Raw genomic sequence first — 25868 nt, 5'->3', positions numbered from 1 at the left:
CTGGACGAGTCGCTCGGCAGGTCGGCAGGACAAGATCGTCCATGTCAGCAACGCCGATCGGAAGGACCGTCCGCATGCAAAGGCGTCCACTCGTCCCCTTGCTCGCCGTCAGCGTCATGACGGCTCTGGCGCCCGGCCTCGCCGCGCCCGGGGCCGCCGCGAGCCCATCGGCCCGCTCGGCGCCCGCACCCACTTCGGCCGACGCCCTGCGCCCTTACACCCAGCAGAAGCCGACCTGGGAGCGGTGCGGCTCCGACACCCCCGACGCTTTTCAGTGCGCGACCCTGAAGGTTCCACTGGACTACCGCGCTGCCGACGGCAGAAAGATCGACGTGGCCATCTCCCGGTTCCGGACCAGCGTCCCCGGGAAACGTCACGGCGTGCTTCTCTCGAACCCGGGCGGCCCAGGTCGCCCGGGCCTTCAGCTGCCGATCGACCTGAAGAACCGACTGCCCCAGCAGGTGACCGACCGATACGACCTCATAGGCTTCGACCCGCGCGGCATCGGCCGGAGCAGCCCCGTACAGTGCGGGCTCGCCCCCCAGGAGAACACGCCCCTGCACCCGCTGCGGACGTTCGACAAGAACGTCGCCCTGGCCAAGTCCGTCGCCGACAAGTGCCGTGCGAAGGAGGGCAGCACCCTCCGGCACATCACCACGCGAAACACGGCACGCGACATGGACGTCCTGCGCGCAGTCCTCGGAGAGCGGAAGATCTCGTACTTCGGAACCTCCTACGGCACCGCCCTGGGCGCCGTCTACACCCAGATGTTCCCCCGCCGCGCCGACCGGTTCGTCCTCGACAGCGCCGACGACCCGAAGCGGATCTGGCGAGGGATGTACCAGGTCTGGGGGCCGGAGGTGGAGCGGGCGTACGAGCGGTGGACGAAATGGACCGCCGCACACGACTCGACGTAGCGACTCGGCGACACACCGGCCGCGGTGAGCAAGACCTTCTGGGACGTGGTCGCCAGGGCCGACCGGGCTCCTCTCGTCGTGAACGGAGTGCCGCTCGACGGCGCCGGAGTACGCGACCTGGCGCGCAGGGACTTCTTCACCGTGCGCGAAGGGGCCCAGCGGGTCATGCAGTTGAAGCAAGCGGCCCAGGGGAGGGCGGTGGGCCTGGACCTCTCCCAGCCTTCGCCCGCACTCGATGCCTCGGGGGCCCTCACCGTGGTGTGCGGCGATGCCACCTGGCCGCGCGACATCGAAACGTATCGCAGGGACTCGATCCGCGACGCGCGGCGCTACCCCCTCTACGGGGACTTCGTCTCCGGCATCACCCCCTGCGCCTTCTGGGACAAGGCCGTTGAGCCTGCCACCGTGATGAACAACAAGGTCCCGGTGCTCATCGTGCACAACGAATGGGACCCTCAGACCCCGCTGGTCACCGGAGAGGCCATGCACCGGCAGATGTAGGGCTCGCGCATGGTGACCGTCGACGAGGGCGAAGGGCATGGCGTCTACGGCACGAACCCGTGCGCGGACGCCGCGGCCAATTTCTACCTGGCCACAGGCGAGTTGCCGACCGCCGACGTGACGTACCGGGCGGACACCGACAAGAGGCGGACGACCTCCTTGCCTGCTCTCCCCAGGTCAGATCGCGGGGCGCCGGAGCACGTTGGTGGGATCCCAGTCGCTCTTCCAGAAGGCTTCAAGCCCGTACTCGTCGATGAACTGCCGCTCGACCTCGTGGATGGGGTACATCCCTTGGATGTTGATCACGTCGTGGCCCTCGTGTCCCGGAACGCCGACGTCGATGCCCAGGTAGTCGTCTCTGTCGAGGACCAGCGGCGCGAACACGCAGAATGCCGTCATCTCTGACTCGGGCACGATGCGCTCACCGAAGTTGATCGTGCTGCCGTAACTGAATGGGCAGGTTCCACGGAGTTGCTCGGCGAGGAAGCCCACGGCGTGGGCCCAGATCACGTTGGTGGAGTTCACGCTGAGGCAGAGTTCCGGCGAGCCGTGCTGCCAATCGGGATGCTCCGCCAGCGACAAGCCGTAGGTGAGCGCCGTGAGAAGACCGTCCGGCAGATTGTCGTAGACGATCTCCGTCACGCCCCGCAGCCCCTGCTTGGTCGACTCGACAGGGAAGAAGCGGAGCTCCCTTCCTCCAGAGAGTCGATCAAGATGGGCGAGGTACTTCTCAGCGCGACTGGCCATGTGTCCAGCCTGCACGACCGCTCGCCGGCGCACGCCACCGGGGCCGTCATCAGTCACGCTCCGCGACAGGTCCACAGAGGGTGTGCCGGCGCACGGCACCGGCAGGAGAAATCCGTTGTCGTGCCGCCTCCAAGGTCGCATGCTTCGAGGCGTGATCACTGAAGACGACTCCTCTTATGCCACCGTCACCACGCGTGTCACCGTGCGCGATCTGCTGCCTCAGGATCTGCCGTCGTGCACCTGGTCCGGTTCGGCCACCCACCTGCGCCACGTGGAGCGAGAGCTGATGCGCGCTGCGGCAGGGGAGGTGGAGTACCTGGCTGTATGCACTCCTGTGAACCTGCCGGTGGCGATCGGCGGCATCGACTATCAGGTCTCCCAGGAAGCCGGAACCTTGTGGCAGCTCGCCGTGCTGCCGGCGCTGCAGTCCTGCGGCTTGGGAACACTGCTCATCCATGCTGCCGAACAACGAATCCGGAACCGCGGGCTCCATACGGCCGAACTCGCCGTGGAGGAGGACAACTCCAGGGCACGCGCCCTGTACGAGCGCTTGGGCTACGTCGCATACGGCCGCGAACCCGATGCGTGGGACGAGGAAGGACCCGACGGATCGATCCGTCGCCACGAGACGATGTGCATTCAGATGCGAAAGAGCCTCTGAGCCGCGTCCAACTGGCCAGAACACCCGAGTCGGTGCAGCGTTCTCGGGTGCCGGCCTCGTTCGCTCGCACGCGCCGTCACCGGGCCGGCGGGCGGCAGAACGGGCGATCAGGGTGCCCGGGGAGGGCGACGGGCCATGAGCCGGGCGCGCATGGCCGCCGCGTCCCGGCGCATCCGCCACGCGGCCCGCTGCATCCGTACCGCATCGCTGATCACGATCCGGCTTCGTGCGCGGGCCCGCGCCGTGGGGGACCGGTCTTCATGAGCCATCGTGGGGCCGCCTTACACATCCTTGAGCAGGGGCAGGAGGCACGAGTGCTGTGCCCGCCGCTGAGGCGGCATGCACCGGCCAGGGCGCATCTGCTCCGCCAGTCTTGCACCGCGGGCTCCACGACCACGATTGCGAACGTCGTGCAAGCCCCGGCCTCGTGACGGACCGCGTGCCTCCGGTACGACTGCCGGGTCCAGGGCCGATCCCCGACCGTGGCGCGGCGGGTCAGGCTCGGTGTGGCTTCGAAGGGCCGGGCTGGGACCGAGGACCGGACGGGTGAGGGAGGTCGCGGGTGTCGAACGTGCCGTCCGTGATGCCCATGGCCAGGACCGTGATCGACTGCCGGTGGGTGCGCGCGTAGCTGCGCAGGGTGAGGAACGCGGTGTCGGGGGAGGTGTTCCAGCGTTCGGCGAGGACGCCTTTGGCCTGTTCGACGGCGATGCGGCTGTGCAACGCGTGCTGGAGTTGGTCGCGTTCGGTCTCGATGGCGGCGATGGTGCGCTGCTGGAGAAGGGCGATGGTCGCGACGTCGGCCAGGGCCTGGCCCAGCGCGAGGTCCGAGGCGGTCAGAGGGTGTGGAGCGGCCCGGAAGAGTCCGAGGACGCCGATGGTGCGGCCGCGTAGTTTCAGCGGCAGGGCGTTGGCACCGGCGAAACCGCCCTGGCGTGCGGCAGCGGTGAAATGGGGCCAGTCATGAGCTGCTTGCTCGGTGGTGAGGTCGACGCCGGTGCTGGGCCTGCCGGTGCGGTAGCACTCCTGGCAGGGGCCCTCCATGTGCTGGAGCGCGAACAGTTCCAGCAGGCGGGTGTACTCGTCGGAGGCTGCCAGGACACGCAGGACGTCTTGGGAGTCGGCGAGCATGACGCCCGCCGCTTCGATGCTGAGCAGTTCCATGCAGTGGCCGCACAGGCGCTGCAGGAATTCCAGGACGTCGAACTCCTCCGTGAGAGAGTCGGCCATCTCTACGAAGACGGGGGCCAGGAGTGGGTCGCGGTTCATGCGGGCGGGTCCTTCTCGTCAGGGGTGTCGGGGTCAGGGTCGTAGGCGCCGTCGTCATCACTGGTGGCGTCGTCGCCGAGCCGCAGGCGGCGGGTGACGACGGCGTGCGCCACACCGTCCAGGGGGCGCCCGCTGGTGTACGCGTGGGCGCGCAGGCGAACGAGGGCGTCCGCGAGACCGATCCGCAGTTGGACGCTGAGCATGCCGGTCGCCTGGTGGATCTCGGCTCGTTCCAGGCTGTCCGTGGCTTCCAGGAAACCCCGGCCCGGTCGCGCCGTAGTGCGTAGGCCCGCGGAGGCGCCCGGCTCGGGCCCGCCGGGGTACGCGCTCCTGCCGTCCTCGGTACGGGCTGGGCCGGTCGGCGGCGCATTGCGGCCCAGGCAGTATCTCGTCAACGCCCGTGCGAACAGCTCGGCGTTCTCGTCGGTCGCCCCGGTCAGCGGGCCGGGACGGTTGCGCAGCAGGGTCAGTACTCCGATGCGCAGCGCACCGATCCGCAAGGGGAAACAGAAGATCCCGCGGACCGGGCCTGTGTCGGTGTTGGTCAGGGCGGGCCAGCGGTCCTCCCTGACCGCGGTGAGATCGTCGACCCGTACGGTCGAGCAGAACCGCATGCTGTCCAGGCTCGGCCCCTGACCACAGGTGAACTGCAGATCACTGAAGGTGCGAGCGGCCAGGTGGGAGAACCACATGCCCTCCAGCGCTCCGCTGCCGTCGGTGCTCAGACACACCGCGACCCCGTCCACCCGCAGTACGTACGCCGCCTCGGTCACGGCGTGCGCGGCGCCGTCGGACCAGCCGTCATCTTCCAGCAGGCGCAGCATCGCCACCACCCGGTCGCTGCTCACGGCGCCCTCCCGTCGACGAGGCGACGGGAGGGGAGCTCGGACCGCGCGGTCCGCCGCGGGTCGGGCGACCACCGGCGGTCGCGTCCCGGCTGTCGTCGTACCGTCGTCACATCGAACTCCCTGCGTCTCGGGTGCGGCACTCCTGGCCGGCCAGGGGGACGGCGGGAGGCGCGCGTGCCGCGAGACCGCCGCGCGCTGCGCGACATCCACGACGACAGGCCCCTCCTCCGGTACGTCACACGTGACGGGCACGAAGAGTCTTGACCGGACCGCGGTGAGGGCCGGGGGCCGGTGAACGTCGGGGGCTCGGACGCGAGTTGAGTTTACCGGTCTCGTGTCCGGGATGGGTTGATAAGGAGCCGAAAAGGCCGAACCGGCACGCGAGCGTCCTCCGCCGGGCGCCTGGTGGAGTGTCCTGGGCGCCGGTCGGTACGCGCGGCGCCGTAACGCTGAGTCTGCCTGGTCTCAGCAGCGCCTTCGATCGACACGGCTCCCGTACCGGGTGGCGCGGACAACCGCCCGCCGCTGGTCCACGTCGTGTGCCCTGCGCCATGCGGCAAACGCACGCGCACGCGCACGCGCACGGAGTGAGGGCCCGCCCTGGCATCGTTCCGCGCCAACGGGTATCTCTATTCCCCGCGAGGTGGCGTGCGGGGCGGTGGGGGGAGTCGGCTTCGGTGACGAGGCGGAGATGGTGGAGCGGGTATCCGGCGACGCACTGGATGCGACAGCTTTCGGCTGCTGGGTCCCGGCGCTCCCGGCGGCGGCACGTCATGGCCGAGCTACGTGCTCAGGGCCGCTACGGTCCGGGGCTGCGGGAGGTGCTGCCGGCCTTCGCCGGCCTCGGCCTGGCGCTGCTGTGCGCGCCGCTCGCCCTCGTGACGGTGCACCGCAGGTTCGGCTTCGGCGCCCTGGCGCTCGCGATCGCTCTGCTCGCCGCGCTCGTCGGCCTGTGCTTCGGGGGCCGTCGCGCTCTCGTCCACCGTCGCCTGGGTCTCTACACCCCCGCCGAACTCTCCCGGCTCAGCCGGCGCGGCATGGCCAGGGCGGTCGAACGGATGTTGCGCCGGGACGGATGGCAGGTCACCGACCTCTCCGACGGGAGCAGTGTGCGGCTCTACGCTCGTGACGCCGATGGCGGGGAACTCGACGTGGCGGTCCGCGCCACGATCGACATCCCGCCCGAGGAGAACGTCGCCGGAGCCGGCGCCCCGGACGTTACCGCCAAGACCGGCAAAGACCGCCGACGGCTCGTAGTCCACAGGGGTTCATTCAGCCGCACCGACGTCCAGTGGGCCTCCCACCAGCCCCGGGTGCAGCTTGTCGACGGCGTCAGACTGAACCGCTGGGCGGGCGGCACACCTCTCCACGAACTGGACCCGCCCCTCTGATCTGCACCACTTCGAGCGAGGCGACTTGTGCCTACGGCTACACTCCATGTAGGGGGTCGGTTCTCGACCACCCACTGTCCCCAGCCCCGGGCAGCTCATTCGTTCCGGTGACATGGCTTGCGGGAAGCCCCTGCGCAACGGCTACCAGGCCGCGACTCCTCCTTCTCCGGCGCTGAAAAAGTCCGCCGACCGGAGCGGAGCCACGCGCGTTCGCCCTTCTTCGCCGCCGGACGCGGACAGTTCCGAAAGGCCGGGCACATGGTCCATTCCACGCTCGAAACATCAAAGGTCGACCAGGGGAGCGATTTCACTCTCCTCTCGAGGAAGATCAAGGCCGCTGGACTGCTGGGGCGACGCCCCGGGTACTATGCGGCACGCATCACGGTCGTCGCGTCCGCCTACCTGCTGGCGTGGGTGGCCTTCGTGCTGCTCGGCGACACTTGGTGGACCCTGGCCGTGGCGACATTCATGGCGTTCGTCTTCGGACAAGTGGCTCTGCTGGCGCATGATGTGGCGCACCGTCAGGTGTTCCTGCTGCGTACAGCCAGCGCCCGGGCCGGACGGGCACTGGGCAACTTCGCCATCGGAATGGGATACGGCTGGTGGCAGGACAAGCACTCCCGCCACCACGCGAACCCCAACCACGAGGACCTCGACCCCGACGTGCGCCCCGACATCCTGGTGTGGAACCCGGCCCAGGCCGCGCGGTCGCAGGGGCTGTCCCGGCTGCTCGGCAAGCGGCAGGCGTACCTCTTCTTCCCCTTGCTGACCCTGGAGGGGTTCAATCTGCACATCTCCGGGCTGCGGTCCTTGCGTGACCCCGCACTGAAACAACGCCGGACGGAAGCCCTGCTGCTCATCGGCCACTTCGTCCTGTACACCGGCGCATTGTTCCTCGTGCTCCCGGCGGGCAAGGCCGTGCTGTTCCTCCTCGTCCACCAGTGTCTGTTCGGTCTGTACCTGGGCTCCATCTTCGCGCCCAATCACAAAGGGATGCCGATGCTCACCGGCAAGGAGCGTCCCGACTTCCTGCGCCGCCAGGTCCTGACCTCGCGGAACGTGCGAGGTGGCCGCATCGTCGACCTTCTCCTCGGCGGGCTCAACTACCAGATCGAGCATCACCTGTTCCCCCATATGCCCAGCCCCCACTTGCGGCGGGCACAGCCGATCGTCCGCGCGTACTGCGAGGAACTCCAAGTGCCCTATGCGGAGACGGGGTTGCTCGACTCCTACCGTCTGGCACTCAAGAGCCTGCATGCCGCCGGCGCGCCCCTGCGCTGCCGCCGGGCAGGGGTGTGACGGACCGGGCGGAGGAAGCTCTCACCTACGCGCTGTGCGTCCTCACCGACAGCCGCGACATCACTACGCGGCCAGGAGGCATGAGCTCGGCAGAACCGGCAACCCGCCGCGCATGGGTCACTTGACAGAACCAGGGCGCGACGATCACGAACCCCGCACGGACGACGATGCGGCACCGGAAGGGCGACCGGAACCTGAGAGCGATGCCCACCGGTTCGGCCCGGACGAGGAGGTGGAGGAGAGGGCGCCGGACGGTCCGACGGGTCTGTCGAGACAGTCCTGGGGCGCCGCCCTGAAGAACAGCCTGCGCGAGTTCCAGGACGACGAACTCACCGACCGGGCCGCCGCATTGACGTACTACGGAGTGCTGTCGCTGTTCCCGGCGCTGCTCGTGCTCGTCTCCCTCCTGGGCATCACCGGCAAGTCCACCACGGACAAGCTGCTGTCCCAGCTGAAGCAGCTCCCCAGCGGTTCGGCCCGGGACACCATCACGCAGGCCGTGCAACAACTCCAGGGCAACAGCGGTACGGGATCCGTCCTGGCGATCGCGGGTCTCGTCCTGGCCGTGTGGTCGGCATCCGGATACGTCGCGGCGTTCATCCGCAGCGCCAACGCTGTCTACGACATGCCCGAAGGCCGCCCCCTGTGGAAGGTCCTCCCCCTGCGCGTCGGCGTCACCGTGATCCTCATGGTGCTGGCCGCCGCCAGCGCTCTCATCGTGGTCTTCACCGGCGGGCTCGCCCGTCAGGCCGGCAAGGTACTGGGCATCGGCGACAGCGCCCTGGCGGTGTGGTCGATCGCCAAATGGCCCGTCCTGGTCGTCCTGATCACCTTCATGATCGCGATCCTGTACTGGGCGACACCGAACGCGAAAGTCAGGGGTTTTCGCTGGATCACCCCCGGCAGCTGCCTCGCGCTGATCCTCTGGCTGGCCGCCTCCGCAGGGTTCGCGTTCTACGTGGCGAACTTCGGCTCGTACAACAAGACCTACGGCACGATGGCGGGCGTCATCATCTTCCTCATCTGGCTGTGGATCAGCAATCTCGCCATCCTGCTGGGGCTCGAGGTCGACGCGGAGACGGCCCGCCAAGAGGCCATCGCCGGTGGCCACCCGGCCGAGGCGGAGCCCTACACCGAGCCCCGGGACACACGTGCCTGGGACGAGCAGGACAAACGCCGCATGGACAAGACCTGAACCTGAGCGCTGACCAGGCCATGACTCCGCCGGTCCCGTATGACACTTCGGCCCGGACGATTCTGGGGAACAGATCGTCCGGGCCGAAGTGTCATACGGAACCGCTCGCGCGGGGCAAGAACCAGACCGGCAGAGACGTGGCACGGGCCCGCCGACGGGGCCCGTGCCACGCGGATGCCAACGGCCTCCAGGCCGCGGGCTTTCCGCGGGCCGGCCTAGAAGTAGTGTGTGCGCCCGCCCACCTTGCGCCCGGTGGCGCCGAGGATCCACAGGAGCGCGCCGACGACGACGAGGATGCCGCCGATCGTCGTCAGGAGGGAGATACCGACCAACAGGCCGATCACGAGCAAGATGGCGCCGAGGACAATCATGGAGTTTCCTCTCGTCAGGGCGTGACGGCGTACGGGGCCTTCGTGCGCCCGCGGCGGGTACTCCCGCCGACCGCCTGGCCGGAAATGGGTGAAAGGTCCTGCAGTCCTCTTGTTGGGTCTGAGCTGTGCTCCCTCCATGTGCCCCTCTCTTGCCGGCCTATGCCACAACAATTGGCGCCCCGGGTTGCGCTCTCCCCGCAGCGACCGATCAGGGCGCGGCACAGGCGACTGCGGCGCCGGCCCCGGGCGCCGGTCCGTCGACCGTGCACCGGGGGGTACTGAAGCGGCCCGGGCTGGCCGGCCCGTGGGGCGCACCGATGACGGCCCGTCAGTCCTCGCAGACGACGACCACCTGGTCCCCGGCCGTCCAGCGGCGCCGCTCGTTCTTCGGGGGATTGATCCGCACGCCGTAGCCCGGGCCTGACGAGGAGTCCGCGCCGGTCCGGTACCCGATGGCGCATTGGCCGCGACGACGTGCCGCGGCCACGATCGTCGCGAAGGACGTCTCGCTCCCTGACAGGACGTAGTCGGCGGCCGGCCGTAGGCCGATGCCGGTGCCCTCCGCGGAGAACAGTTCTTGGAACACCGCTGCCAGGTGGCGGTTCTGGGAGATCTGCGCCATGAGCAGACCGATGAGCTTGCCGCTGATGATCACGTCGGCCCCGGGGCCGATGGGGGCCAGCGCCCGGTTCCGGTCGTCGACCAGTTCGGTGACGACCGGCAGCGCCCGCCCGTCGGCCTTCTCCAGTTGTTGCAGCAGCAGGAGGGTGACGAGCGTGCGGTTGTCGGGGTCGCCCACCCGCTCTCCGGAGACGGGGTCCGGGGAGACCGGGTCCGGTCCGAGGACGATGACGCTGTCATAGGAGTGGACGTCCAGGGCGCGCAGGGTTTCGAGGCGGGTGACGTCCCCGTAGTGCAGTGTCACGTCGAGGCCGGTACCGCTGTCGGCGTCGAGGCCGCTCGTCGCCGCGTCGTCGTGGCCCGCCACCAGGCTGATGGTCGATCCGGGCCGGGCGCGGCGGCGTAACAGGTCGACTATGAGCGGCGCTCGGCGATTGAAACCAAGGAGGAGCACCCGCTCCGCCCGGGCCGGTGTCGAGGGGCCCGTGGCCATCGCCGCCTCCTCGACCCACTCCGCGCAGTCCCTGGCCCAGGCCGAGGCGTCGTCCCGGGAGACGACGACGAGCAGGTCGCCCGGGGCAAGGGGCATCTCCGGCGGCGGATTGAGCAGAGGGGTTTCTCCTCGCACCACTCCGACCACGCTCGATGTCGGGTAGGACAGCAGTGCGTCACCGAACGGGCGGCCGGTCAGTGCCGGTTCGGCGACGAGATGGAACTCGTCGCCCGCGAAGTCGAGGAGTTCCTGGTGGACGACGGAGAGCCCGGGGCTGCGCGCGGCCTGGACGATCAGCTGGGCGGTGATGGCATCGCTCTCCAGGACGGTGCCGCCCGGTCCGGCGGCGAGACCGGCGGCCAGGCGGAACCGGTCGTCCCGGACGGCGGCGACGACGGGTGGACGCGTCCCCTCCCTGGCCAGGGTCGCTTTGAGCGCCAGGAGCGTCTTGACCACCTCGGCGTCGCCGTCGGGCTCGTCGTGCGGCAGGATCAGCACGACCCCCGCTGTGGTGGGGCTGGTCAGGGCGAGTACGGCCGGATCGGTGGTGGGGCCGCTGCGGCAGATCAGGCGCATGCGGCCGAACGACCCCACTTTCATCGCCAAGGACTCCTCCATGAGGGTCTTGTCCCGGTCGGCCAGTACCGCGACCGTGGCCCGCGGACGGTTGGCGTTGGCCGTCACCAGCTCGCTCACCACGGTGTAGACCTGCTCGGACCAGCCCAGGACCACGGCGTGCCCCTGTTCGAGCACGGTGGAACGGCCGCGCCGCAACGCGGTGAGGCGCTCCGTGAGCGCCGTCGTGATCAGACCGACGAGCGTCGAGACGTACAACAGGGCGACGAGAGCCAGCAACAGGGAGAGTGTCACCCGCAGCGGTGGCCCGGTCCCACCACCCAGCCGGAGCGTCCGACCGGTGAGGAGCCACACCTGCGCCAACCGGTCCGTCAGGGACACCGGCGCGTCGGGGTCGGTCCACACCAGCACCGCGTTGGCCGGGACGACGACGATCAGGCACAGCAACGCCATCCAGCCGACGAGAGCGGCGGCGCCACGAGCCAGCGTGCGGTCGAACCAGTAACGCGCCCGGTCACCGAGCGGAAAGCGCCGCGCCACCCTGCCCCCTTCATCCTTCATCGCGTCGAACTCCCGCAGGGCCGCGCCGGCGGAAAACACGGATGTGGATACGTATGTCGCAGTCTTGATGATCCGTCGCCGCGGCGAACGGGCTTCGGGCGGCGTTCATTCCTTCGGGTTCGCCGCCGACCTGCGGTCGTAGCGCTGGTCCGACGAACCCCTCCGCGTCGACCGCATCGCCACCCACCGCACCGGCCGCCCCTCCAGCCCCCAGCCGCGTCGTGCGGCCGGCGCCCGCGCAGGTGCGGGCTGACCCATCTGACCTGCGTAAAGCAGCGAAGTACTCTCTACGCGGTGGAACTTCGTCGGCCGCAGTCAGGACGTCGTCGAGGCCCGCCGGGCGCAGGAGGGCGCCTGCCCGCACTGCGGAGCGCCGGCCGCCTCCCCGCACGCCACCGTCACCCCGCGCCGGGACCCGCCCCGGCACCGAGAGCACTGAGAGGCCCCACCATGACCCAGCCCGCCACCCCGCCCACCGTCGAACGCCTCGACGCCCGGCACCGCTACGCCATCCAGGTCGACGGCGTCACCGCGGGCTTCACCGCGTACCGCGACCGCGACGACCGGCGCGTCTTCTTCCACACCGAGATCGACGACGCCTACGCCGGGCAGGGCCTCGCCTCGATCCTCGTCCGGGAGGCGCTGGACGACGTACGCCGTGCGGGCCGGCGGATCGTGCCGGTCTGCCCGTACGTGGCGAAGTTCCTGAAGAAGCACGAGGAGTACGCCGACATCACCGACCCCGTGACCCCCGAGGTCCTGGAGTGGCTGGAGGGTCAGCTCAAGCACTGACGGGCGCGCGGGCCGTCAGCGCTCGCCGGGCTCGGGGTCCGCGGCGACGGCGATCGTGGGGTCGGCGTCGTCCCCCAGGTCGAACACGCTCTCGCGCAGCGCCTGGATCACCCCGTCGAGTTCGGCCACGCCACGCATCAGCCTGATGTGGGCGGGGCCCTCGCCGATCATCGCGGCCGTGCTGTGCAGGTCCAGCCCGGCCTCGAAGATCTTCCGCACCACGCTCTCCCGGAGATCGGCCGCGATCCGGTCCCGCTCCCGGGCCAGGGAGAGTTCGCGCACCTCGGCCTCCAGCGCCGCGTTGGCCACCAGCGAGCCCTGGATCCGGTCCCGCAGCCCGTGCGTGGCCACCGCGATCAGCACGCTGAGGGCGCTCCAGAGCACCACGCGTCTGCCGATCACGGCGCCGGGCGTCCCCTGGACGGCGGTCGACGCCGCCTGGACGGCGATCACCGCCACCACCACGCACGCCGACTCCCACGGCCGGTGGAACAGCACCGACCAGATCAGCGGCACCAGCAGCACCAGCCCCACGCCCGAGGTGACGCCGGAGGAGAGGATCAGCTCCAGTACGGACCCCGCGTAGAGCAGCGGCACCAGGACCGGGGTCCACGCCGGCATCCGCTGCCACGGCAGGAGGAAGGCCCCGGCGCACACGCACAGCAGGGCGACGCTCGACAGGTAGCTCAGCCAGGACTCCACGCCGACGTCCGGCACCAGGACGCTGACCATGGTCACCACCGCGACCAGTCCGAACGGCACAGCCCGCAGCGCGAGACCCGGCTGCTGGAACTGCCACCCCACGGTGTCGCCATCGGTATCGGTCAGTGCATGCCAGGGATCGGCCGGTGACTTCACAGCACACTCCTGTCGGTCCGGAGGGCGCACAAAAACCCCACCGGAGAGTATGTGCGGCCGCCCGCATCATATCGGCGCACACCAGGGGCATACAGGGAAGTTCGCTTCGAAAGTACGCGCCGGTGCGCACAGTTGGGGCCGCGGCCGACGCGGGGGGGTCAGGTGCGGGTGGCGTCGGCGCTCTGACGTACCGCACCGCGCGAACGCTGGGTCAGGCCGCCTTGCCGTGACGGCGCTCCGGGGCCGGTGCCTCCCGGCGCTGCGCTCGCCCGTGACCGGGGACGAGCCGCAGGTGGCGTACGCGGTGCCGGCCGGTGGATGGTCGCGCGGCGCCGGTCATCCGGTCCTCGATCCGGTCCATGCAGATCAGCAGCAGCCCCATGGCGGGCAACAGCAGTACAGCGACAGTCAGCATCGGCGGTGACCTCCCCGCAGCGTCCCTGCTCGACTGCCCCTCGTCCCCGCCTTCATCGGTACGACGGTGTGAAGATGGTGCAACGCGCACGTTCACGGCGTATCCACCCCTCTGCCAAGTCACCCGCCGGAGCGTGCTGTTGTCACCCGCCGGAGGACGTTTCGGCGGAGCACGCGCGGACATGCGGGAGTTCCACGCAGCCGACTCAAGAAGCTTGCGACACGGACCGCGGACACTGCACGCGGTGGAGAGGACCGGACCCATGACGAACGACAGCGTCCACACCCCCGGCACCACGAGTGGGCACCTCACCCACCTGGACCTCATCGACTACGCGGTCGAGGCGAGCGACGGCCCGGTGGGCACGATCGACGCACACACCGAGGAGGTGGGCCCGCACCACCTCGTCGTCGACACGGGCGGGCCGCTGCTCAGCAAGAAGGTGGTGCTCCCGCGCTGGGTCATCGCACGCGTCGACGAGGTGAACAGGACCCTCCATGTGGCCCGCGACCGGGACCACATCAAGGAGGCCCCGCGTTTCGACAGAGACATGCGCGTCACCGACGCCGGTTACCGCACGCGGATCGACGACCACTACCGCGAGGAACTCGCGCACTGACGGGCGTACGGCCCGTCGCGCCCACGACGACGCCGACCACCAGCTGCCCTACGCGGCGAGCTGAGCCGCCCCCGCCCGGTCGTTCGGGTTCGGTGTCAACGGAACGGGCCGGGGCACGCGGTGGGGGCGGCCGGACGGCCCCGCGGACGTGCCGCCCAGGCCGGTGGGCCGCAGTATGAGCGACAGGGAAACGGAGGCAGCATGAACGTGGTGAAGATCGCCTACAAGCCGCTCGGCATCGGGCTCGGCATGGCGGCGGGCGCGGTGGCGGGCACCCTCTTCGATCAGGTGTGGAAGCGGCTCGGGCACGAGGAGGACGCTCCCGACGCCACCGACGAGCAGCGCCACTGGCGCGAGATCCTGGTGGCCGCCGCCCTCCAGGGCGCCATTTTCGCCGTCGTGCGCGCCGCCGTCGAACGAGGCGGCGCACGGACCACGAAGCGGCTCACCGGCGTCTGGCCCGACTGACGAACCCACAGCCACGCCCCGGCGGGAATGTGCGGCCCCGATCAGGCCGTGCCTTACTGGAATGCGGCCACCGGCGCCGCTCGGCGGAACGCGCCGCCGAGACGTAGGACCGGGGCCCTCGGCGGGAGCGGCGGCAGAACCGGACCGTCCATACCAACGCGGGAGGCAGTAATGGCACGGCGTCATCGAGTGGTCCAGGCGAGCCCCGCGGCGGTGTGGGCCGTCCTGGCGGATGGCAGCCGGTACGCGGACTGGGTGGTGGGCACCTCGTCGTCCCAGCCCGTACGCGGACGGTGGCCCGAGGTCGGGGCGGCCCTCGAGTACGAGATACGGCTGGGCCCGGTATGTCTCACCAACGAGACGATCGTCCGCCACAGCGACGGAGGCACCCTGCTGGAGCTGGAGGCGAAGGCGGGCCCCCTGGGCACCGCGCGGATCTCCCTGCAGCTGCGGCCGTGGGGCGGGAGCTGCCTGGTGACCGTCGACGAACACCCCTTGCACGGCGTGGCGGGAAAGCTGCACAACTTCGGGGCGGAGGCGGTGATCCAGCTGCGCCACCGCGCGATGCTCGCCCGCCTGGCCCGGGTCTGCGAAGCCGAGGAGGCGCGCCCCGCGGACACCGCACGGGACAGCGAGAGCGGAGAGGTCCATGCCTGACGCCGTGGTGATCGGCGCCGGCCCCAACGGGCTCGTGGCGGCCAACCTGCTGGCCGACGCCGGCTGGAGCGTGACGGTGCTGGAGGAACAGCCCGAGGCCGGCGGCGCGGTGCGCCACGACCGCGGCGTGCACCCGGACTTCGTCAACGACCTCTTCAGCTCCTTCTACCCGCTGGCCGCGGCGTCCCCCGCCCTGGCACAGCTCCGCCTGCACGAGCACGGCCTGCGCTGGAGCCACGCGCCGCACGTGCTGGCGCACCCCCTCACCGACGGCCGCTGCGCGGTTCTCGACCGGAGGGTCGACGTCACGGCCGAATCGCTCGACCGCTTCGCACCGGGCGACGGTGACGCCTGGCGGCGCCTGCACGACGTGTGGGAGGACGTCCGCCCCGACATCCTGGGGGCGCTGTTCACCCCGTTCCCGCCCGTCCGTTCGGGCGCGCGTCTCGCCTATCGGCTCCGGTCGGGCGGCGGACTGCGCCTGGCCCGCTCGCTGGTGCTCCCGGCACGCCGCCTCGGCGAGGAGGAGTTCGTCGGTGAGGGCGGCCGGATCCTGATCGCGGGCAACGCGCTCCACGCCGACCTCGCCCCCGAGGCGGCGGGCAGCGGCGGGTTCGGCTGGCTGATGGCGATGCTGGGCCAGACCTACGGTTTTCCCGTACCGGTCGGCGGGGCGGGCGAACTGGTCCGGGCCCTGGTGGCGCGGCTCGAAGCGCACGGCGGGACGGTGCAGTGCGGCCGCCGGGTGGAGGAGATCGTGGTGCGGGGCGGCCGGGCCGTCGCGGTGCGCACCGCGGACGGCGAGGCCGTACCGGCGGCACGCGCCGTGCTCGCGGACGTGTCCGTGCCCGCGCTGTACGGCGGTCTGGTCGCCCCCGAGCACCTGCCGGCCCAGCTCATGGACGACCTGCGCCGCTTCCAGTGGGACTTCAGCACCTTCAAGGTGGACTGGGCGCTCGACGGCGGTGTGCCCTGGCAGGCGGCCGAGGCGGCCCGGGCCGGTACCGTCCACCTCGCCGACGGCGTGGACGAGCTCACCCGGTTCGCCGCGCAGATCGCCATGGGGCAGGTGCCCGACCGGCCCTTCCTTCTGTTCGGCCAGATGACGACCTCCGACGCCTCCCGCTCACCCGCCGGAACCGAGTCGGCCTGGGCCTACACCCATGTGCCGCAGCGCATCCGGGGAGACGCGGGGGTCGAGAAGCTCACCGGAGCCTGGGACCAGCGGGAGCAGGAGGTCATGGCCGACCGGGTCGAACAGCAGGTGGAGCGCTTCGCACCCGGCTTCCGCGCGAAGATCCGCGCCCGCCGCATCCTGGCGCCGCCCACCCTGGAGACTCTCGACCGCAATCTGCACGGAGGCGCCATCAACGGCGGCACCGCGGCCATGCACCAGCAACTCGTCTTCCGGCCCGCGCCCGGCACCGGCCGCGCGGAGACCCCCGTGACCGGCCTCTTCCTCGCCTCCGCCGGCGCCCACCCGGGCGGCGGCGTCCATGGGGCGCCGGGGGCCAACGCGGCGCGGGCCGCACTGCGCCGCCGGGGGCCGGCCCCGCTGGCCGCGGCGCAGCGCATGCTGGCACGCCGCGACCGTACCGGCCACAAGAACCGGTGACAGGAGCGGGCCGCCGGACCCCCGCTGCGTCGACGAAGGGCAAAGAGCCATGCACGACAGCCCGCTGAGCGGCCGTACGGTCGTGGTGACCGGGGCCGCGCGGGGCATCGGCGCGGCCCTCGCCCGGGAACTCGCCGGGCGCGGAGCCCGGATCGCCCTGCTGGGCCACGAGAAGGCGGCGCTCGAAGGGGTGGCGGCGTCCCTGCCCACACCGGCGCTCGCCATCGAGACGGACGTCACCGACATCGAGGCGCTCGAAGCCGCGGCCCACACCGTGCGGACCCGGCTCGGCAGGCCGTCCGCCGTCGTCGCCAACGCGGGCATCGCGGAAGCGGGCCCGCTGCGCACGGCGGACCCGGGGTCGTGGCGCCGGGTCGTCGACGTGAACCTCACGGGCAGCGCGTTCACCGCGCGGACCTTCCTGCCGGACCTGGTGCACACCCGTGGCTACTACCTGCAGATCGCCTCTCTGGCGGCGCTGGGGGCCGTGCCGATGATGAGCGCGTACTGCGCCTCCAAGGCCGGCGTGGAGGCGTTGGCGCGAGCGCTGCGGACCGAGACGGCCCACGAAGGCGTGGCGGTGGGCGTCGCCTATCTCAACTGGGTCGACACCGACATGATCCACGACGCGGACGATCACCCGGCGCTCAAGGACCTGCGCGACATGCTGCCGCCTCCGGCCCGCCGCATGCAGCCGGTGGGGCCGGTCGCCCGGCGGCTCGCCGAGGCCGTGGAGCGCCGCCGGAGTTCCGTCTACGTACCGGGCTGGGTGCGCTGGGCGCAGGCCGGGCGTGGGCTGCTGCCGCCCGTCATCAGCCGCGTCGCCCGGGTCCACTTCGCGCACCGCGCGACGGACCGCCCGCTACAGCAGTCGGGCCCGCTGGGCAAGGGCGGGCTCGCCGACCACGCACCGGCGGAAGGCACGAGCTGGACGGACCGTACGGACCGGTAGGCGCGATGTCGGTGAGCGCGCAGGACGCATCGGCTGACCCGCACCCGCTATCGGCGGTAGGCTCGTGCTCTGTCGACCTCACTTTTGGACCGGAGGGTGCTGGGATGTCCCGGAGTCTGCCCTTCCGCAGCGCTGAGCAAGTGGCGCAGGTCGCGGGGCATGTGTCGGAGCTGCTCGAGGTTCTGTGGGGGCGCGGTCAGGAAGCCGCCGCGGCCGGGCCGCTCCCGCCTTCGCAGTTCCGGGCGCTGACGGTGATCGAGGACCAGCAGGGGGTCAATCAGCGGGCCCTGGGCGAGGCGCTCGGTTCGCGTCCGTCCTCGGTGAGCCGCCTGTGCGACCGGCTGGAAGCCGCCGGGCTCGTGGAGCGGGCGGCCAGTCCCACCAGCCGCCGGGAAGTCGATCTGCATCTGAGCCGTCGCGGGTCAGCCGTCCTCGACGACTTCCGGGCGTCCCGCGCCCGCGAGATCGAGGCGGTCCTGCGGACCATGTCCCCCGCCCACCTGCGAACGCTGGCCGAGGGGCTGGAGCGGTTCCAGGACGCGGCGGCGGCCCATATCGACCCGGCGAGCGCCCAGGACGAGGCGGGCGGCTCCTCGGAGGCCATCGCCTGACCGGGCTGAGGCCGCTGAGCGGCCGCGCGCGCGGGATACAATTCTTCGACAGTTGTTGTATGGCAACGGTTTTGTCCTTGCGTTCCCGCCCGGCGTAGGCGCGGTGCGTGATGCGGTGGGGCAGGACGCCCGTTCTCGTCTCCCGCTCGGCAGCCGGCCCGACTTTGAAGAAGGCTGCTGTGAAGAACTTTCTGGCTGTGGAGCGTGCTGTCCGCACTGCCGAGCCGTTCGAACTGCTGGAGGCGGCACGCGCGGCACTGAAGGAGCACTACGACGCCCTGAGCGTCGAGCTGCTGCTGGCCGATTACGGCCTCACCGTCCTGCAGCCCGTGACGGAGCTGCCGCACACCTCCGAACCGCTGCCCGTCCATGACAGTCCGGCCGGTCGCGCCTTCGACAGCCAGGACGCGTACCGGCACGCGGTGAACGGCGGGGGAGCGGTGGATCTGTTCCTGCCGGTGACGGTCCGCGGCGACAGACTCGGCATCCTCGCCGTACGGGTCCCGGAACGAAGATGCACGCGGGAAGAGGTCGAGGAGCTGAGCGCCCTCGCGGAGATCCTCGGCCGTGAGCTCGTCGTCGCCGACCGCGACACCGACGTGTATCTGCAAGCCCGCCGGGCCACCCGGCTCACCCTGGCCGCCGAGATGCAGTGGCAGTTGCTGCCGGGCCGGTCGTCCACCCGTACCGAATACGCGATCGGCGCCCAGCTGGAGCCCGCGTACGCCATCCACGGCGACAACTTCGACTGGGCCGTGACCAGCGAGTCGCTCAACCTCACGATCACGAACGGCATGGGGGAGGGGATCGGGGCCGCGCTCCTGACCAACCTCGCGGTCAACGCGCTGCGGAACGCCCGCAGGGCCGGTCTCGGCATCGCCGACCAGGCGGCCCTCGCCGACCAGGCGCTCTACGCGCAGCACCGCGGCGAGGAGTACGTCTCGACCCTGCTCCTCTCCTTCGAGCTGGGCACGGGGCGGGTGCGGGTGGTGGACGCCGGTTCCCCGCAGCTGTGGCGACAGCGCGGCAGGACGGTGGAGCAGGTCCCCTTCGAGGCCCAGCTGCCCCTGGGCATGTTCGAGGAGACCGATTACGTAGTGCAGGAGTTCGAGGCGCGACGAGGTGACCGCCTGCTCTTCATCAGCGACGGCGTCTACGCCGCGCTGTCCGAGACGGGGGAGGAGTACGGCGAGCGCATGCTCGCGCGCGCGATCCACGCCGCGAGCCTCCTGCCCGCCTCGGCGGTGCCCCGCGCGATCCTGCGGGAACTGGCGGCCTACGTGAACGCGGTCGCCGACGACGACGCCCTCGTGGTCTGCCTGGACTGGTTCGGCCGCGACACCGAGGCATGAGATCCACAGTTCGCGGTACCCGGTGGATCGGCCGGACGCACGTCGGGGCGGCCGGTGGTTGCCGGGGCACCCCTGAGCGTGCAACTGTTGCCCTATGGAAACTGTTATTGGTCATGCCGCCCCGGGACCCCTACCGGTCCTTCGCACACCGAGCCGGTCGCTCTCCTGAGGACCCGAGAGGTGGACGTGGGCACCGTCGCCGGCCCGCGTGTCCCGTATCCGACGGTCACCGCGGACAAGGCGGGCCGGATCCTGTCCTGCAACGACCAGGCCGGGGCGCTCCTCGAAGGGCTCCGGGCCGGCGCGTTGCTGTCGGACGCGGCCCCTGCCTGGCTGGCCGAGGCGCACGCCCGCGTGCTGGAGAGCGAGGGCCCGGGACTGCCCGCCGCCTCGGGCCTGGTCAACGACAGGACGGTGGACGCCTTCCCCAGCCGCGAGCCCGACGGCGCGGTCTCCTGGTGGCTGGTCGACGACGGTGACCTGCGGTTCGCCCGCGACCAGCTGGAGAGCGAGCGGACCCGTTCACGCGTGCTCCAGGAGGTCTCAAGCGAGCTTCTGGCCTCGCTGAACGCGGACCGGTGCATGGAAGTGACCGCCCGGATGGCCGCGCAGCACCTCGCGGACGCGGCCGTCATCGTCGGCGTCCGCTCCGGCCGTACGTACCCCGTCACCCGCTGCACCGCCCAGGGCGCGGTGACCCAGGAGCGGATGACGCTCGACCCCACCGAACTGTCGGGCCTGTCGGAGGCGCTCCTCGGCTTCCCGCCGGTGCCCTCGCGCTGGATCGACCCGGGCCAGGTCCCGGAGTGGGTGGTCCCCGCGGAGTTCCTGGCCGGGAGCGGACGGATCGGCTCGGTCGTCGTGGTCCCCCTGCCCGGGCACGGCCTGCCCGCCGGGGCTCTCGTGCTGATGCGCAGGAGCCGGGAAGCGGCGTTCACCGACGGTGAGGAGGCCTTCGCCCGGCTCTTCGCCGCCCGCGCCGGCGCGGCACTGTCGGCGGCCCGGATATACGCCGAGCAGAGCCACATCACCGAGGTGCTGATGCGGGAGCTGTTGCCGCCGGTGCTGCACGGTGTGCGCGGCATCGACTTCTCCGGCCGCTACCGGGCGGCCGCCGCCAGCGAACGGATCGGCGGCGACTTCTACGACGTCCACCCCGGCGAGAGCGACGATGCGGAGACCTTCGCGGTCCTGGGTGACGTGTGCGGCAAGGGGCTCGAGGCAGCCGTGCTCACCGGGAAGATCCGCAACACGCTGGAGGCGCTCCTGCCGTTCGCGGCCGACCACCACCGCGTGCTCACCCTGCTGAACAACGCGCTGCTGACCTCGCACCACACGCGGTTCGCGACCCTGGCCCTGGCCTCCGTGAAGCGCGCGGGCAGCCGGGTGCGGCTGCGCGTGTCGAGCGCCGGACACCCCACGCCGCTCATCGTGCGCAGCGACGGGCGGGTCGAGGAGGCGGACACCCAGGGCATGCTGATCGGCGCCCTTCCCACGAACATGCTCAAGGTCACCACCGCGGCCGTGGAGCTCGCGCCGGGGGAGACGTGCCTGCTCTACTCCGACGGCATCACCGAGGCGCGCGGCGGCCCGCTCGGCGACACCATGTTCGGTGAGCAGCGGCTGCGGGACACGCTGGCCCGCTGCGCCGGCCTGCCGGCCGAAGCGGTCACCGAGTACGTACAGATGGTCGCCTCGCAGTGGATCGACGGCGGCCCGCACGACGACATGGCGCTGCTGGCCATCACCGCGCCGCGCAACAATCACCTCACCGCGGTGGACGGCCATACTCGGGGCAGGTTCACAGCATGACGACAGGAGAGACGACCGTGGGCGTCCACGCGGCGCCGGTCCGCGGCGACGTGCGCGAGCGGCTGTGGCAGGCCCTGCTCGACTGCGACGAGAGCCGGGCCGTCGCGCTGGTGCGCGGCGCCGTGGACGACGGCGCGCCCGAGCAGGTTCCCGCGGTCGCCGAGCGGGTGCTCCTCGAACTGATCGCCCCGGTGCAGGAACGTGTCGGCATCGAGTGGGCGGCCGACCGGATCACGGTCGCGCAGGAGCACGCGGCGACCGCGATCAACGAGCGATGTGTCGCCGCGGTGGCCGACGCGGCGGCGCCCGCCCTCACCGCCCCGGCCCGGGGCCGGGTGACGGTGGCGTGCGTGGACGGCGAATGGCACGCGCTGCCCGCCCGTCTGGTGACCGAGGTCCTGCGCCTGCGCGGGTGGACCGTCGACCACCTCGGGGCGCAGGTACCCACCGAGCACTTGATAGCCCATCTCCACCAGCGCGCTTGTGACGCCGTGCTGCTGTCCTCCTCGATCCCCTCCCGGCTGCCTGTGGCGCATACGGCGATCAGTGCCTGCCAGACCACCGGCACGCCCGTCATGGCGGGCGGCGCCGCGTTCGGCCCGGACGGCCGCTACGCCCGCCGGATGCGCGCGGCCTGGGCCCCGGACGCCGTCGGCGCCGACACCCTGCTGACGCGGGGACTTCCGCGGCCCACCGTCGAAGCGGCCCGGCTGCCGGACCTGGACCTGCCCCACCTCTCCGACCAGGAGTACACCCTCGTCAGGCAGACGAAACGGCGGCTGACCAAGCAGACGCTCGTCGATGTCGAGGACGCGTTCCCGCCGATGCGCTCCTACAGCGAGCCCCAACGGGAGCGCACCGCCGAGGACATCGACCACATCGTCACCTACCTGGTCACGGCTCTCTACGTCGACGACGCCGAGCTGTTCACGACCTTCGTCGCCTGGACCGCCGGCATACTCGACGCCCGCGGTGTCCCCGCGCGGTCGCTGCTGCCGGCCCTGGACTCACTGCTGTACCAATTGAACGATTTTCCGCGCGCCGTCGGCATCCTTGCCGAGGCCCGCAAGACCCTGACCGTTCCCGGACCCGGACGGCCCATATGAGCGCTTACGCCGCCTTGAAACTCACCCTCTCCGCAGCGCGCGACGGCGTGCTCGTCCTGCACGTCGATGGCCCCCTCGACTACGACACCAGCGGCTACTTCACCCAGCACGTGGACCGGGTCCTGGCCGACCACCCCGCGATGCGCGTCCTGAGCCTGGACTGTGCCGGGCTGAGCGGTGTCGACTCCATGGGGCTGGCCGTCCTCCTCGGACTGCGCCGCCGACTCGACGCGACCGGCGCGACCGGCGCGACCCTGCGCATTACCGGACGCCCGCCGCGTCTGGACCGGCTGCTGACCATCACCGGGACCTTCGACCACCTCGTCGGCGCCGCAGAGGCGGCGGAGACCGAGCAGGAGCTGGCCGGCGCCGAGTCGGGGACCGGTGCCGGGACGGAGACGGAGTCCAACGGCGCTGATCAGCGTCGGCAGCAGCGCCCTCAGGAGCGTCGATAGGGTGTCCGCGTGGAAAGTCGTGAACCAGACAGGACCCCCGCGGACCCCCACCGCGATCTGCAGGCACTCGGTGTACAACTGCGCCGTCTCAACGGCGAGCTGAACCGGTTGGTCCACGGCTTCGCGGCCGGGCAGGGCCTGCACCCCACGGACGTCCAGGCGCTGGCCGCCATCCTGGATTCCGAGGCTCCGCTCACCCCCGGTGTGCTGCGTCACCGTCTGGGTCTCACCTCCGGCGCCGTCAGCGCGTGCGTGGACCGGCTGGAGCGCGCGGGACACATCAACCGGGTCCGCGAGAGCGCGGACAGGAGAGTGGTCCACCTGCACTACGTGACAGGGGCGCGGGCGAAGGCGCGGACGTACTTCGGCCCTCTGGCGGAGGCCGCCGACCGGGTCCGCAGCGGTTACAGCGCGCCCGAACTGGCCGTGGTGCTGAGGTTTCTGAGCGACCTCAACGAGGAACTCGGGGAGACGAGCAGGCCGCGGACCTAGCCGACCCGGAGGAGCGGAGGGGGCGGTCGCATTTAACTCAATCATTAAGATACTTTTCTATTGAGTTTGTTTTCCCGCCGTCCGTTCCCCCTGTCTGCCTTGGGAGATCCATGTCCCGCACCACGCGAGGCACACGCTGGCTCGTGCCCCTCGTCCTCCTGATCGTCTGGCTCGCCGTCGGCGGCACGCTGGGGCCCTTCGCCGGGCGGCTCGGAGAGGTCGCGACCAATGACCAGGCCGCGTTCCTGCCGCGCAATGCCGAGTCGACCCGCGTGATCGACGCGCAGCGCGCCTTCCAGGAGGACGAGACCCTGCCGGCGATCGTCGTATGGACCGCTGACGACGACGGCCGGATCGGCGCGGGCCGGCAAGAAGAGGCCACCCGCGCACTGGCCCGGCTGCGGGGGACGCCCGGAGTCGTGGGCAAGGTGTCGCCCGCGGTGCCCTCGAAGGACGGCAAGGCCCTTCAGGGCGTCGTGCAGCTCCGGCCCGACCTCGGCGACGAGCTCTCGCCCACGCTCGACCGGGTCGAGCGGGTGGCGGACGGTGTCACGGGTGCCACGGTCGCCGTCGCGGGACCCGCGGCGAGCCAGGCGGACCTCTCCGGCGCGTTCGCGGGTATCGACGGACTGCTGCTCCTGGTCGCCCTGGTCACCGTCCTGGTGATCCTGCTGCTGGTCTACCGCAGCGTCCTGCTGCCCTTCGTGATCATCCTCGGGGCGGTCTTCGCCCTCGGGGTGGCGTGCGCCGTCGTCTACTTCCTCGCCGACCACGGCGTCGTCCGCGTCGACGGACAGGTACAGGGCATCCTCTCCATCCTCGTGATCGGCGCGGCCACCGACTACGCCCTGCTGCTGACCGCCCGCTACCGGGAGGAACTCGCCGCCCGCACCGACCGGTTCACCGCGATGCGGGCCGCGCTGCGCCGGTCGGCCGGGGCGATCGTCGCCAGCGCCGCGACCGTCGCCCTCGGTCTCCTCGCCCTCCTGCTGAGCGACCTCACCAACAATCGCGCCCTGGGCCCTGTCGGCGCGATCGGCATCGTCTGCGCCGTACTGAGCACCCTCACGTTCCTGCCCGCCGTGCTGGTGCTGCTGGGCAACGCCGCCTACTGGCCCGCACGTCCGCGCCCGGCCGACGCGGCGGGCGGAGGCCACAGCTTGTGGGCCCGCGTCGCCCACGCGGTGCGGAAGGCGCCGCGCAGGATCTGGGCCGTGGCGCTCGGCGCGCTGCTGGTGTGCGCCGCGTTCGCCCCCGGCCTGGACTCCAAGGGCGTACCGCTCGACGAGATCTTCGTCAACGACGCGCCGTCGGTCGCCGCGCAGGCGACGCTGGCCGAACACTTTCCGGGCGGCTCCGGCAACCCGGCCGTCGTGATCGCCGAGGCGCGGCACGAGCGGGAGATCACCGCCCGGGCCGAGGCGACCGAAGGCGTGGCCGACGCGGCAGCCGTGACCGAGCAGGGGCGGCCCGGCGCCGGACCGGCCCGCGTCGTGGACGGCAAGGTACGGATCGACGTCACGCTGAAGGACCCCGCCGACAGCGACGCGGCCAAGGCCACGGTCTCCCGGCTGCGTTCCGCACTGCACGACGTCGACGGAGCCGACGCGCTGGTCGGCGGCTACACGGCGCAGCAGTACGACACCCAGAACACCGCGGAACGCGACCGCACACTGATCGTCCCCGTGGTCCTGCTCATCATCCTGGGCATCCTCGTCGGACTGCTCCGCTCCGTCCTCATGCCTCTGCTGCTCGTCGCCACGGTGGCGCTCAACTTCCTTGCCACGCTGGGCATTTCCTCGCTCGTCTTCCAGCACGTCCTCGGCTTCAGCGGTACCGACGCCTCCGTGCCGCTGTACGGGTTCGTGTTCCTCGTCGCGCTGGGCGTGGACTACAACATCTTCCTGATGTCCCGGGCCCGGGAGGAGTCACTGGAACACGGCGTCCGCGACGGCATCCTCAAGGCCCTCGTCGCCACCGGCGGAGTGATCACATCGGCCGGTGTCGTGCTGGCCGCGACGTTCGCCGCCCTCGGGGTCATCCCGCTCGCGTTCCTCGTACAGATCGCGTTCATCGTGGCGTTCGGCGTCCTGCTCGACACGCTGGTCGTGCGGTCGCTGCTGGTCCCCGCGCTGGTCCGGGACATCGGCCCGAAGGCCTGGTGGCCCGGGAGCCTGAGCCGCCGCGCGGACTGACGAGCCGATCCGGCCTGCC

At 71.1% G+C, this 25868-nt stretch carries 24 protein-coding genes and 1 pseudogene; 18 read left to right on the top strand and 7 right to left on the bottom strand.

What is annotated here, in order from left to right:
• Positions 1-74 precede the first annotated feature (74 nt).
• A pseudogene (locus tag ACZ45E_RS00320) lies at positions 75-1622 on the top strand (alpha/beta hydrolase); the annotation flags it as partial.
• Here ACZ45E_RS00320 and ACZ45E_RS00315 read toward each other — a convergent pair.
• Positions 1596-2165, bottom strand: coding sequence for a suppressor of fused domain protein (locus ACZ45E_RS00315; protein WP_468214645.1), 570 nt, complete (start codon positions 2163-2165; stop codon positions 1596-1598). The pseudogene ACZ45E_RS00320 and the gene ACZ45E_RS00315 sit on opposite strands and share 27 nt — an antisense overlap.
• A 139-nt stretch (positions 2166-2304) precedes the next feature.
• On the opposite strand from ACZ45E_RS00315, the gene ACZ45E_RS00310 reads away from it, so the two are divergent.
• On the top strand, positions 2305-2826 hold the full coding sequence (locus ACZ45E_RS00310) for a GNAT family N-acetyltransferase (protein WP_468214643.1): 522 nt from the start codon (positions 2305-2307) through the stop codon (positions 2824-2826).
• Between the two features lie 495 nt (positions 2827-3321).
• Here ACZ45E_RS00310 and ACZ45E_RS00305 read toward each other — a convergent pair whose 3' ends face one another.
• Both ACZ45E_RS00305 and ACZ45E_RS00300 read right to left on the bottom strand, forming a co-directional pair.
• Entirely contained in the window at positions 3322-4095 is a 774-nt protein-coding gene (locus tag ACZ45E_RS00305; RefSeq protein WP_468214641.1) for a GAF and ANTAR domain-containing protein, read from the bottom strand.
• Positions 4092-4943 carry a GAF and ANTAR domain-containing protein gene (locus tag ACZ45E_RS00300; protein ID WP_468214638.1) on the bottom strand — a complete coding sequence of 284 codons (852 nt, stop codon included), beginning with the start codon at positions 4941-4943 and terminating at the stop codon, positions 4092-4094. Before ACZ45E_RS00300 ends, ACZ45E_RS00305 begins: the two co-directional genes overlap by 4 nt.
• Positions 4944-5716: 773 nt before the next feature.
• Between ACZ45E_RS00300 and ACZ45E_RS00295 the strand changes: the two genes are divergently transcribed.
• From ACZ45E_RS00295 to ACZ45E_RS00285, 3 genes are all read left to right on the top strand, one after another.
• A complete protein-coding gene (locus ACZ45E_RS00295; protein ID WP_468214636.1) occupies positions 5717-6334 on the top strand; it encodes a hypothetical protein in 618 nt (205 codons plus the stop codon).
• Positions 6335-6592: 258 nt separating this feature from the next.
• Positions 6593-7633 (top strand): fatty acid desaturase family protein, encoded by a 1041-nt coding sequence (locus ACZ45E_RS00290; RefSeq protein WP_468214634.1) that lies wholly within the window; start codon positions 6593-6595, stop codon positions 7631-7633.
• 112 nt (positions 7634-7745) lie between these two features.
• Positions 7746-8828 carry a YihY/virulence factor BrkB family protein gene (locus ACZ45E_RS00285; protein ID WP_468214631.1) on the top strand — a complete coding sequence of 361 codons (1083 nt, stop codon included), beginning with the start codon at positions 7746-7748 and terminating at the stop codon, positions 8826-8828.
• A 215-nt stretch (positions 8829-9043) separates the two neighbouring features.
• On the opposite strand, the gene ACZ45E_RS00280 is transcribed toward ACZ45E_RS00285, so the two are convergent.
• Entirely contained in the window at positions 9044-9199 is a 156-nt protein-coding gene (locus ACZ45E_RS00280; RefSeq protein WP_468214629.1) for a hypothetical protein, read from the bottom strand.
• 328 nt (positions 9200-9527) lie between these two features.
• Positions 9528-11450 carry a CASTOR/POLLUX-related putative ion channel gene (locus tag ACZ45E_RS00275; RefSeq protein ID WP_468214627.1) on the bottom strand — a complete coding sequence of 641 codons (1923 nt, stop codon included), beginning with the start codon at positions 11448-11450 and terminating at the stop codon, positions 9528-9530.
• A 450-nt stretch (positions 11451-11900) separates the two neighbouring features.
• Here ACZ45E_RS00275 and ACZ45E_RS00270 point away from each other — a divergent pair, with 450 nt between their 5' ends.
• Positions 11901-12242 carry a GNAT family N-acetyltransferase gene (locus ACZ45E_RS00270; protein WP_468214625.1) on the top strand — a complete coding sequence of 114 codons (342 nt, stop codon included), beginning with the start codon at positions 11901-11903 and terminating at the stop codon, positions 12240-12242.
• Positions 12243-12257: 15 nt separating this feature from the next.
• Here the strand turns inward: ACZ45E_RS00270 and ACZ45E_RS00265 are convergent, their stop codons facing one another.
• Together ACZ45E_RS00265 and ACZ45E_RS00260 are read right to left on the bottom strand one after the other, a co-directional pair.
• Positions 12258-13100 carry a sensor histidine kinase gene (locus tag ACZ45E_RS00265; RefSeq protein WP_468214623.1) on the bottom strand — a complete coding sequence of 281 codons (843 nt, stop codon included), beginning with the start codon at positions 13098-13100 and terminating at the stop codon, positions 12258-12260.
• Between the two features lie 211 nt (positions 13101-13311).
• Positions 13312-13515, bottom strand: a complete 204-nt coding sequence (locus tag ACZ45E_RS00260) for a hypothetical protein (protein WP_468214621.1) — start codon at positions 13513-13515, stop codon at positions 13312-13314.
• 262 nt (positions 13516-13777) lie between these two features.
• On the opposite strand from ACZ45E_RS00260, the gene ACZ45E_RS00255 reads away from it, so the two are divergent.
• From ACZ45E_RS00255 to ACZ45E_RS00200, 12 genes are all read left to right on the top strand, one after another.
• Entirely contained in the window at positions 13778-14134 is a 357-nt protein-coding gene (locus ACZ45E_RS00255; RefSeq protein ID WP_468214619.1) for a PRC-barrel domain containing protein, read from the top strand.
• A 201-nt stretch (positions 14135-14335) separates the two neighbouring features.
• Positions 14336-14602 (top strand): DUF4235 domain-containing protein, encoded by a 267-nt coding sequence (locus ACZ45E_RS00250; protein WP_468214616.1) that lies wholly within the window; start codon positions 14336-14338, stop codon positions 14600-14602.
• 171 nt (positions 14603-14773) lie between these two features.
• A complete protein-coding gene (locus tag ACZ45E_RS00245; protein WP_468214614.1) occupies positions 14774-15259 on the top strand; it encodes an SRPBCC family protein in 486 nt (161 codons plus the stop codon).
• A complete protein-coding gene (locus tag ACZ45E_RS00240) occupies positions 15252-16874 on the top strand; it encodes a phytoene desaturase family protein (protein ID WP_468214612.1) in 1623 nt (540 codons plus the stop codon). The genes ACZ45E_RS00245 and ACZ45E_RS00240 overlap by 8 nt, the downstream gene beginning before the upstream one ends.
• Before the next feature lie 49 nt (positions 16875-16923).
• Complete coding sequence (locus ACZ45E_RS00235) at positions 16924-17826, top strand: SDR family oxidoreductase (RefSeq protein ID WP_468214610.1); 903 nt, start codon at positions 16924-16926, stop codon at positions 17824-17826.
• Positions 17827-17930: 104 nt separating this feature from the next.
• Positions 17931-18437 carry a MarR family winged helix-turn-helix transcriptional regulator gene (locus tag ACZ45E_RS00230; protein ID WP_468214607.1) on the top strand — a complete coding sequence of 169 codons (507 nt, stop codon included), beginning with the start codon at positions 17931-17933 and terminating at the stop codon, positions 18435-18437.
• Positions 18438-18616: 179 nt separating this feature from the next.
• Positions 18617-19789 (top strand): PP2C family protein-serine/threonine phosphatase, encoded by a 1173-nt coding sequence (locus tag ACZ45E_RS00225; protein WP_468214606.1) that lies wholly within the window; start codon positions 18617-18619, stop codon positions 19787-19789.
• A 180-nt stretch (positions 19790-19969) separates the two neighbouring features.
• Positions 19970-21601 carry a PP2C family protein-serine/threonine phosphatase gene (locus ACZ45E_RS00220; protein ID WP_468214604.1) on the top strand — a complete coding sequence of 544 codons (1632 nt, stop codon included), beginning with the start codon at positions 19970-19972 and terminating at the stop codon, positions 21599-21601.
• Positions 21598-22707 (top strand): cobalamin B12-binding domain-containing protein, encoded by a 1110-nt coding sequence (locus ACZ45E_RS00215; protein WP_468214601.1) that lies wholly within the window; start codon positions 21598-21600, stop codon positions 22705-22707. Before ACZ45E_RS00220 ends, ACZ45E_RS00215 begins: the two co-directional genes overlap by 4 nt.
• Positions 22704-23162 carry an STAS domain-containing protein gene (locus tag ACZ45E_RS00210; RefSeq protein WP_468214599.1) on the top strand — a complete coding sequence of 153 codons (459 nt, stop codon included), beginning with the start codon at positions 22704-22706 and terminating at the stop codon, positions 23160-23162. The genes ACZ45E_RS00215 and ACZ45E_RS00210 overlap by 4 nt, the downstream gene beginning before the upstream one ends.
• Positions 23163-23171: 9 nt before the next feature.
• Complete coding sequence (locus ACZ45E_RS00205) at positions 23172-23654, top strand: MarR family winged helix-turn-helix transcriptional regulator (protein WP_468214597.1); 483 nt, start codon at positions 23172-23174, stop codon at positions 23652-23654.
• A 110-nt stretch (positions 23655-23764) separates the two neighbouring features.
• The gene (locus tag ACZ45E_RS00200) at positions 23765-25849 is read left to right on the top strand and encodes an MMPL family transporter (RefSeq protein WP_468214594.1); all 2085 of its coding nucleotides are present in this window, start codon (positions 23765-23767) and stop codon (positions 25847-25849) included.
• Positions 25850-25868 lie beyond the last annotated feature (19 nt).

The organism is Streptomyces sp. NPDC030991, from assembly GCF_055571235.1.
Note: the sequence above shows the minus strand (reverse complement) of the source record. Positions and strands in the feature narration are given on the sequence as shown.

Excerpts from the sequence above, each read along its gene's own strand:
- ACZ45E_RS00315 (WP_468214645.1), bottom strand. The coding sequence starts at position 2,165 with ATGGCCAGTCGCGCTGAGAAGTACCTCGCCCATCTTGATCGACTCTCT.
- ACZ45E_RS00310 (WP_468214643.1), top strand. The coding sequence starts at position 2,305 with ATGCTTCGAGGCGTGATCACTGAAGACGACTCCTCTTATGCCACCGTC.
- ACZ45E_RS00305 (WP_468214641.1), bottom strand. The coding sequence starts at position 4,095 with ATGAACCGCGACCCACTCCTGGCCCCCGTCTTCGTAGAGATGGCCGAC.
- ACZ45E_RS00295 (WP_468214636.1), top strand. The coding sequence starts at position 5,717 with ATGGCCGAGCTACGTGCTCAGGGCCGCTACGGTCCGGGGCTGCGGGAG.
- ACZ45E_RS00290 (WP_468214634.1), top strand. The coding sequence starts at position 6,593 with ATGGTCCATTCCACGCTCGAAACATCAAAGGTCGACCAGGGGAGCGAT.
- ACZ45E_RS00285 (WP_468214631.1), top strand. The coding sequence starts at position 7,746 with ATGGGTCACTTGACAGAACCAGGGCGCGACGATCACGAACCCCGCACG.
- ACZ45E_RS00280 (WP_468214629.1), bottom strand. The coding sequence starts at position 9,199 with ATGATTGTCCTCGGCGCCATCTTGCTCGTGATCGGCCTGTTGGTCGGT.
- ACZ45E_RS00275 (WP_468214627.1), bottom strand. The coding sequence starts at position 11,450 with ATGAAGGATGAAGGGGGCAGGGTGGCGCGGCGCTTTCCGCTCGGTGAC.
- ACZ45E_RS00270 (WP_468214625.1), top strand. The coding sequence starts at position 11,901 with ATGACCCAGCCCGCCACCCCGCCCACCGTCGAACGCCTCGACGCCCGG.
- ACZ45E_RS00260 (WP_468214621.1), bottom strand. The coding sequence starts at position 13,515 with ATGCTGACTGTCGCTGTACTGCTGTTGCCCGCCATGGGGCTGCTGCTG.
- ACZ45E_RS00255 (WP_468214619.1), top strand. The coding sequence starts at position 13,778 with ATGACGAACGACAGCGTCCACACCCCCGGCACCACGAGTGGGCACCTC.
- ACZ45E_RS00250 (WP_468214616.1), top strand. The coding sequence starts at position 14,336 with ATGAACGTGGTGAAGATCGCCTACAAGCCGCTCGGCATCGGGCTCGGC.
- ACZ45E_RS00245 (WP_468214614.1), top strand. The coding sequence starts at position 14,774 with ATGGCACGGCGTCATCGAGTGGTCCAGGCGAGCCCCGCGGCGGTGTGG.
- ACZ45E_RS00240 (WP_468214612.1), top strand. The coding sequence starts at position 15,252 with ATGCCTGACGCCGTGGTGATCGGCGCCGGCCCCAACGGGCTCGTGGCG.
- ACZ45E_RS00235 (WP_468214610.1), top strand. The coding sequence starts at position 16,924 with ATGCACGACAGCCCGCTGAGCGGCCGTACGGTCGTGGTGACCGGGGCC.
- ACZ45E_RS00230 (WP_468214607.1), top strand. The coding sequence starts at position 17,931 with ATGTCCCGGAGTCTGCCCTTCCGCAGCGCTGAGCAAGTGGCGCAGGTC.
- ACZ45E_RS00215 (WP_468214601.1), top strand. The coding sequence starts at position 21,598 with ATGACGACAGGAGAGACGACCGTGGGCGTCCACGCGGCGCCGGTCCGC.
- ACZ45E_RS00210 (WP_468214599.1), top strand. The coding sequence starts at position 22,704 with ATGAGCGCTTACGCCGCCTTGAAACTCACCCTCTCCGCAGCGCGCGAC.
- ACZ45E_RS00200 (WP_468214594.1), top strand. The coding sequence starts at position 23,765 with ATGTCCCGCACCACGCGAGGCACACGCTGGCTCGTGCCCCTCGTCCTC.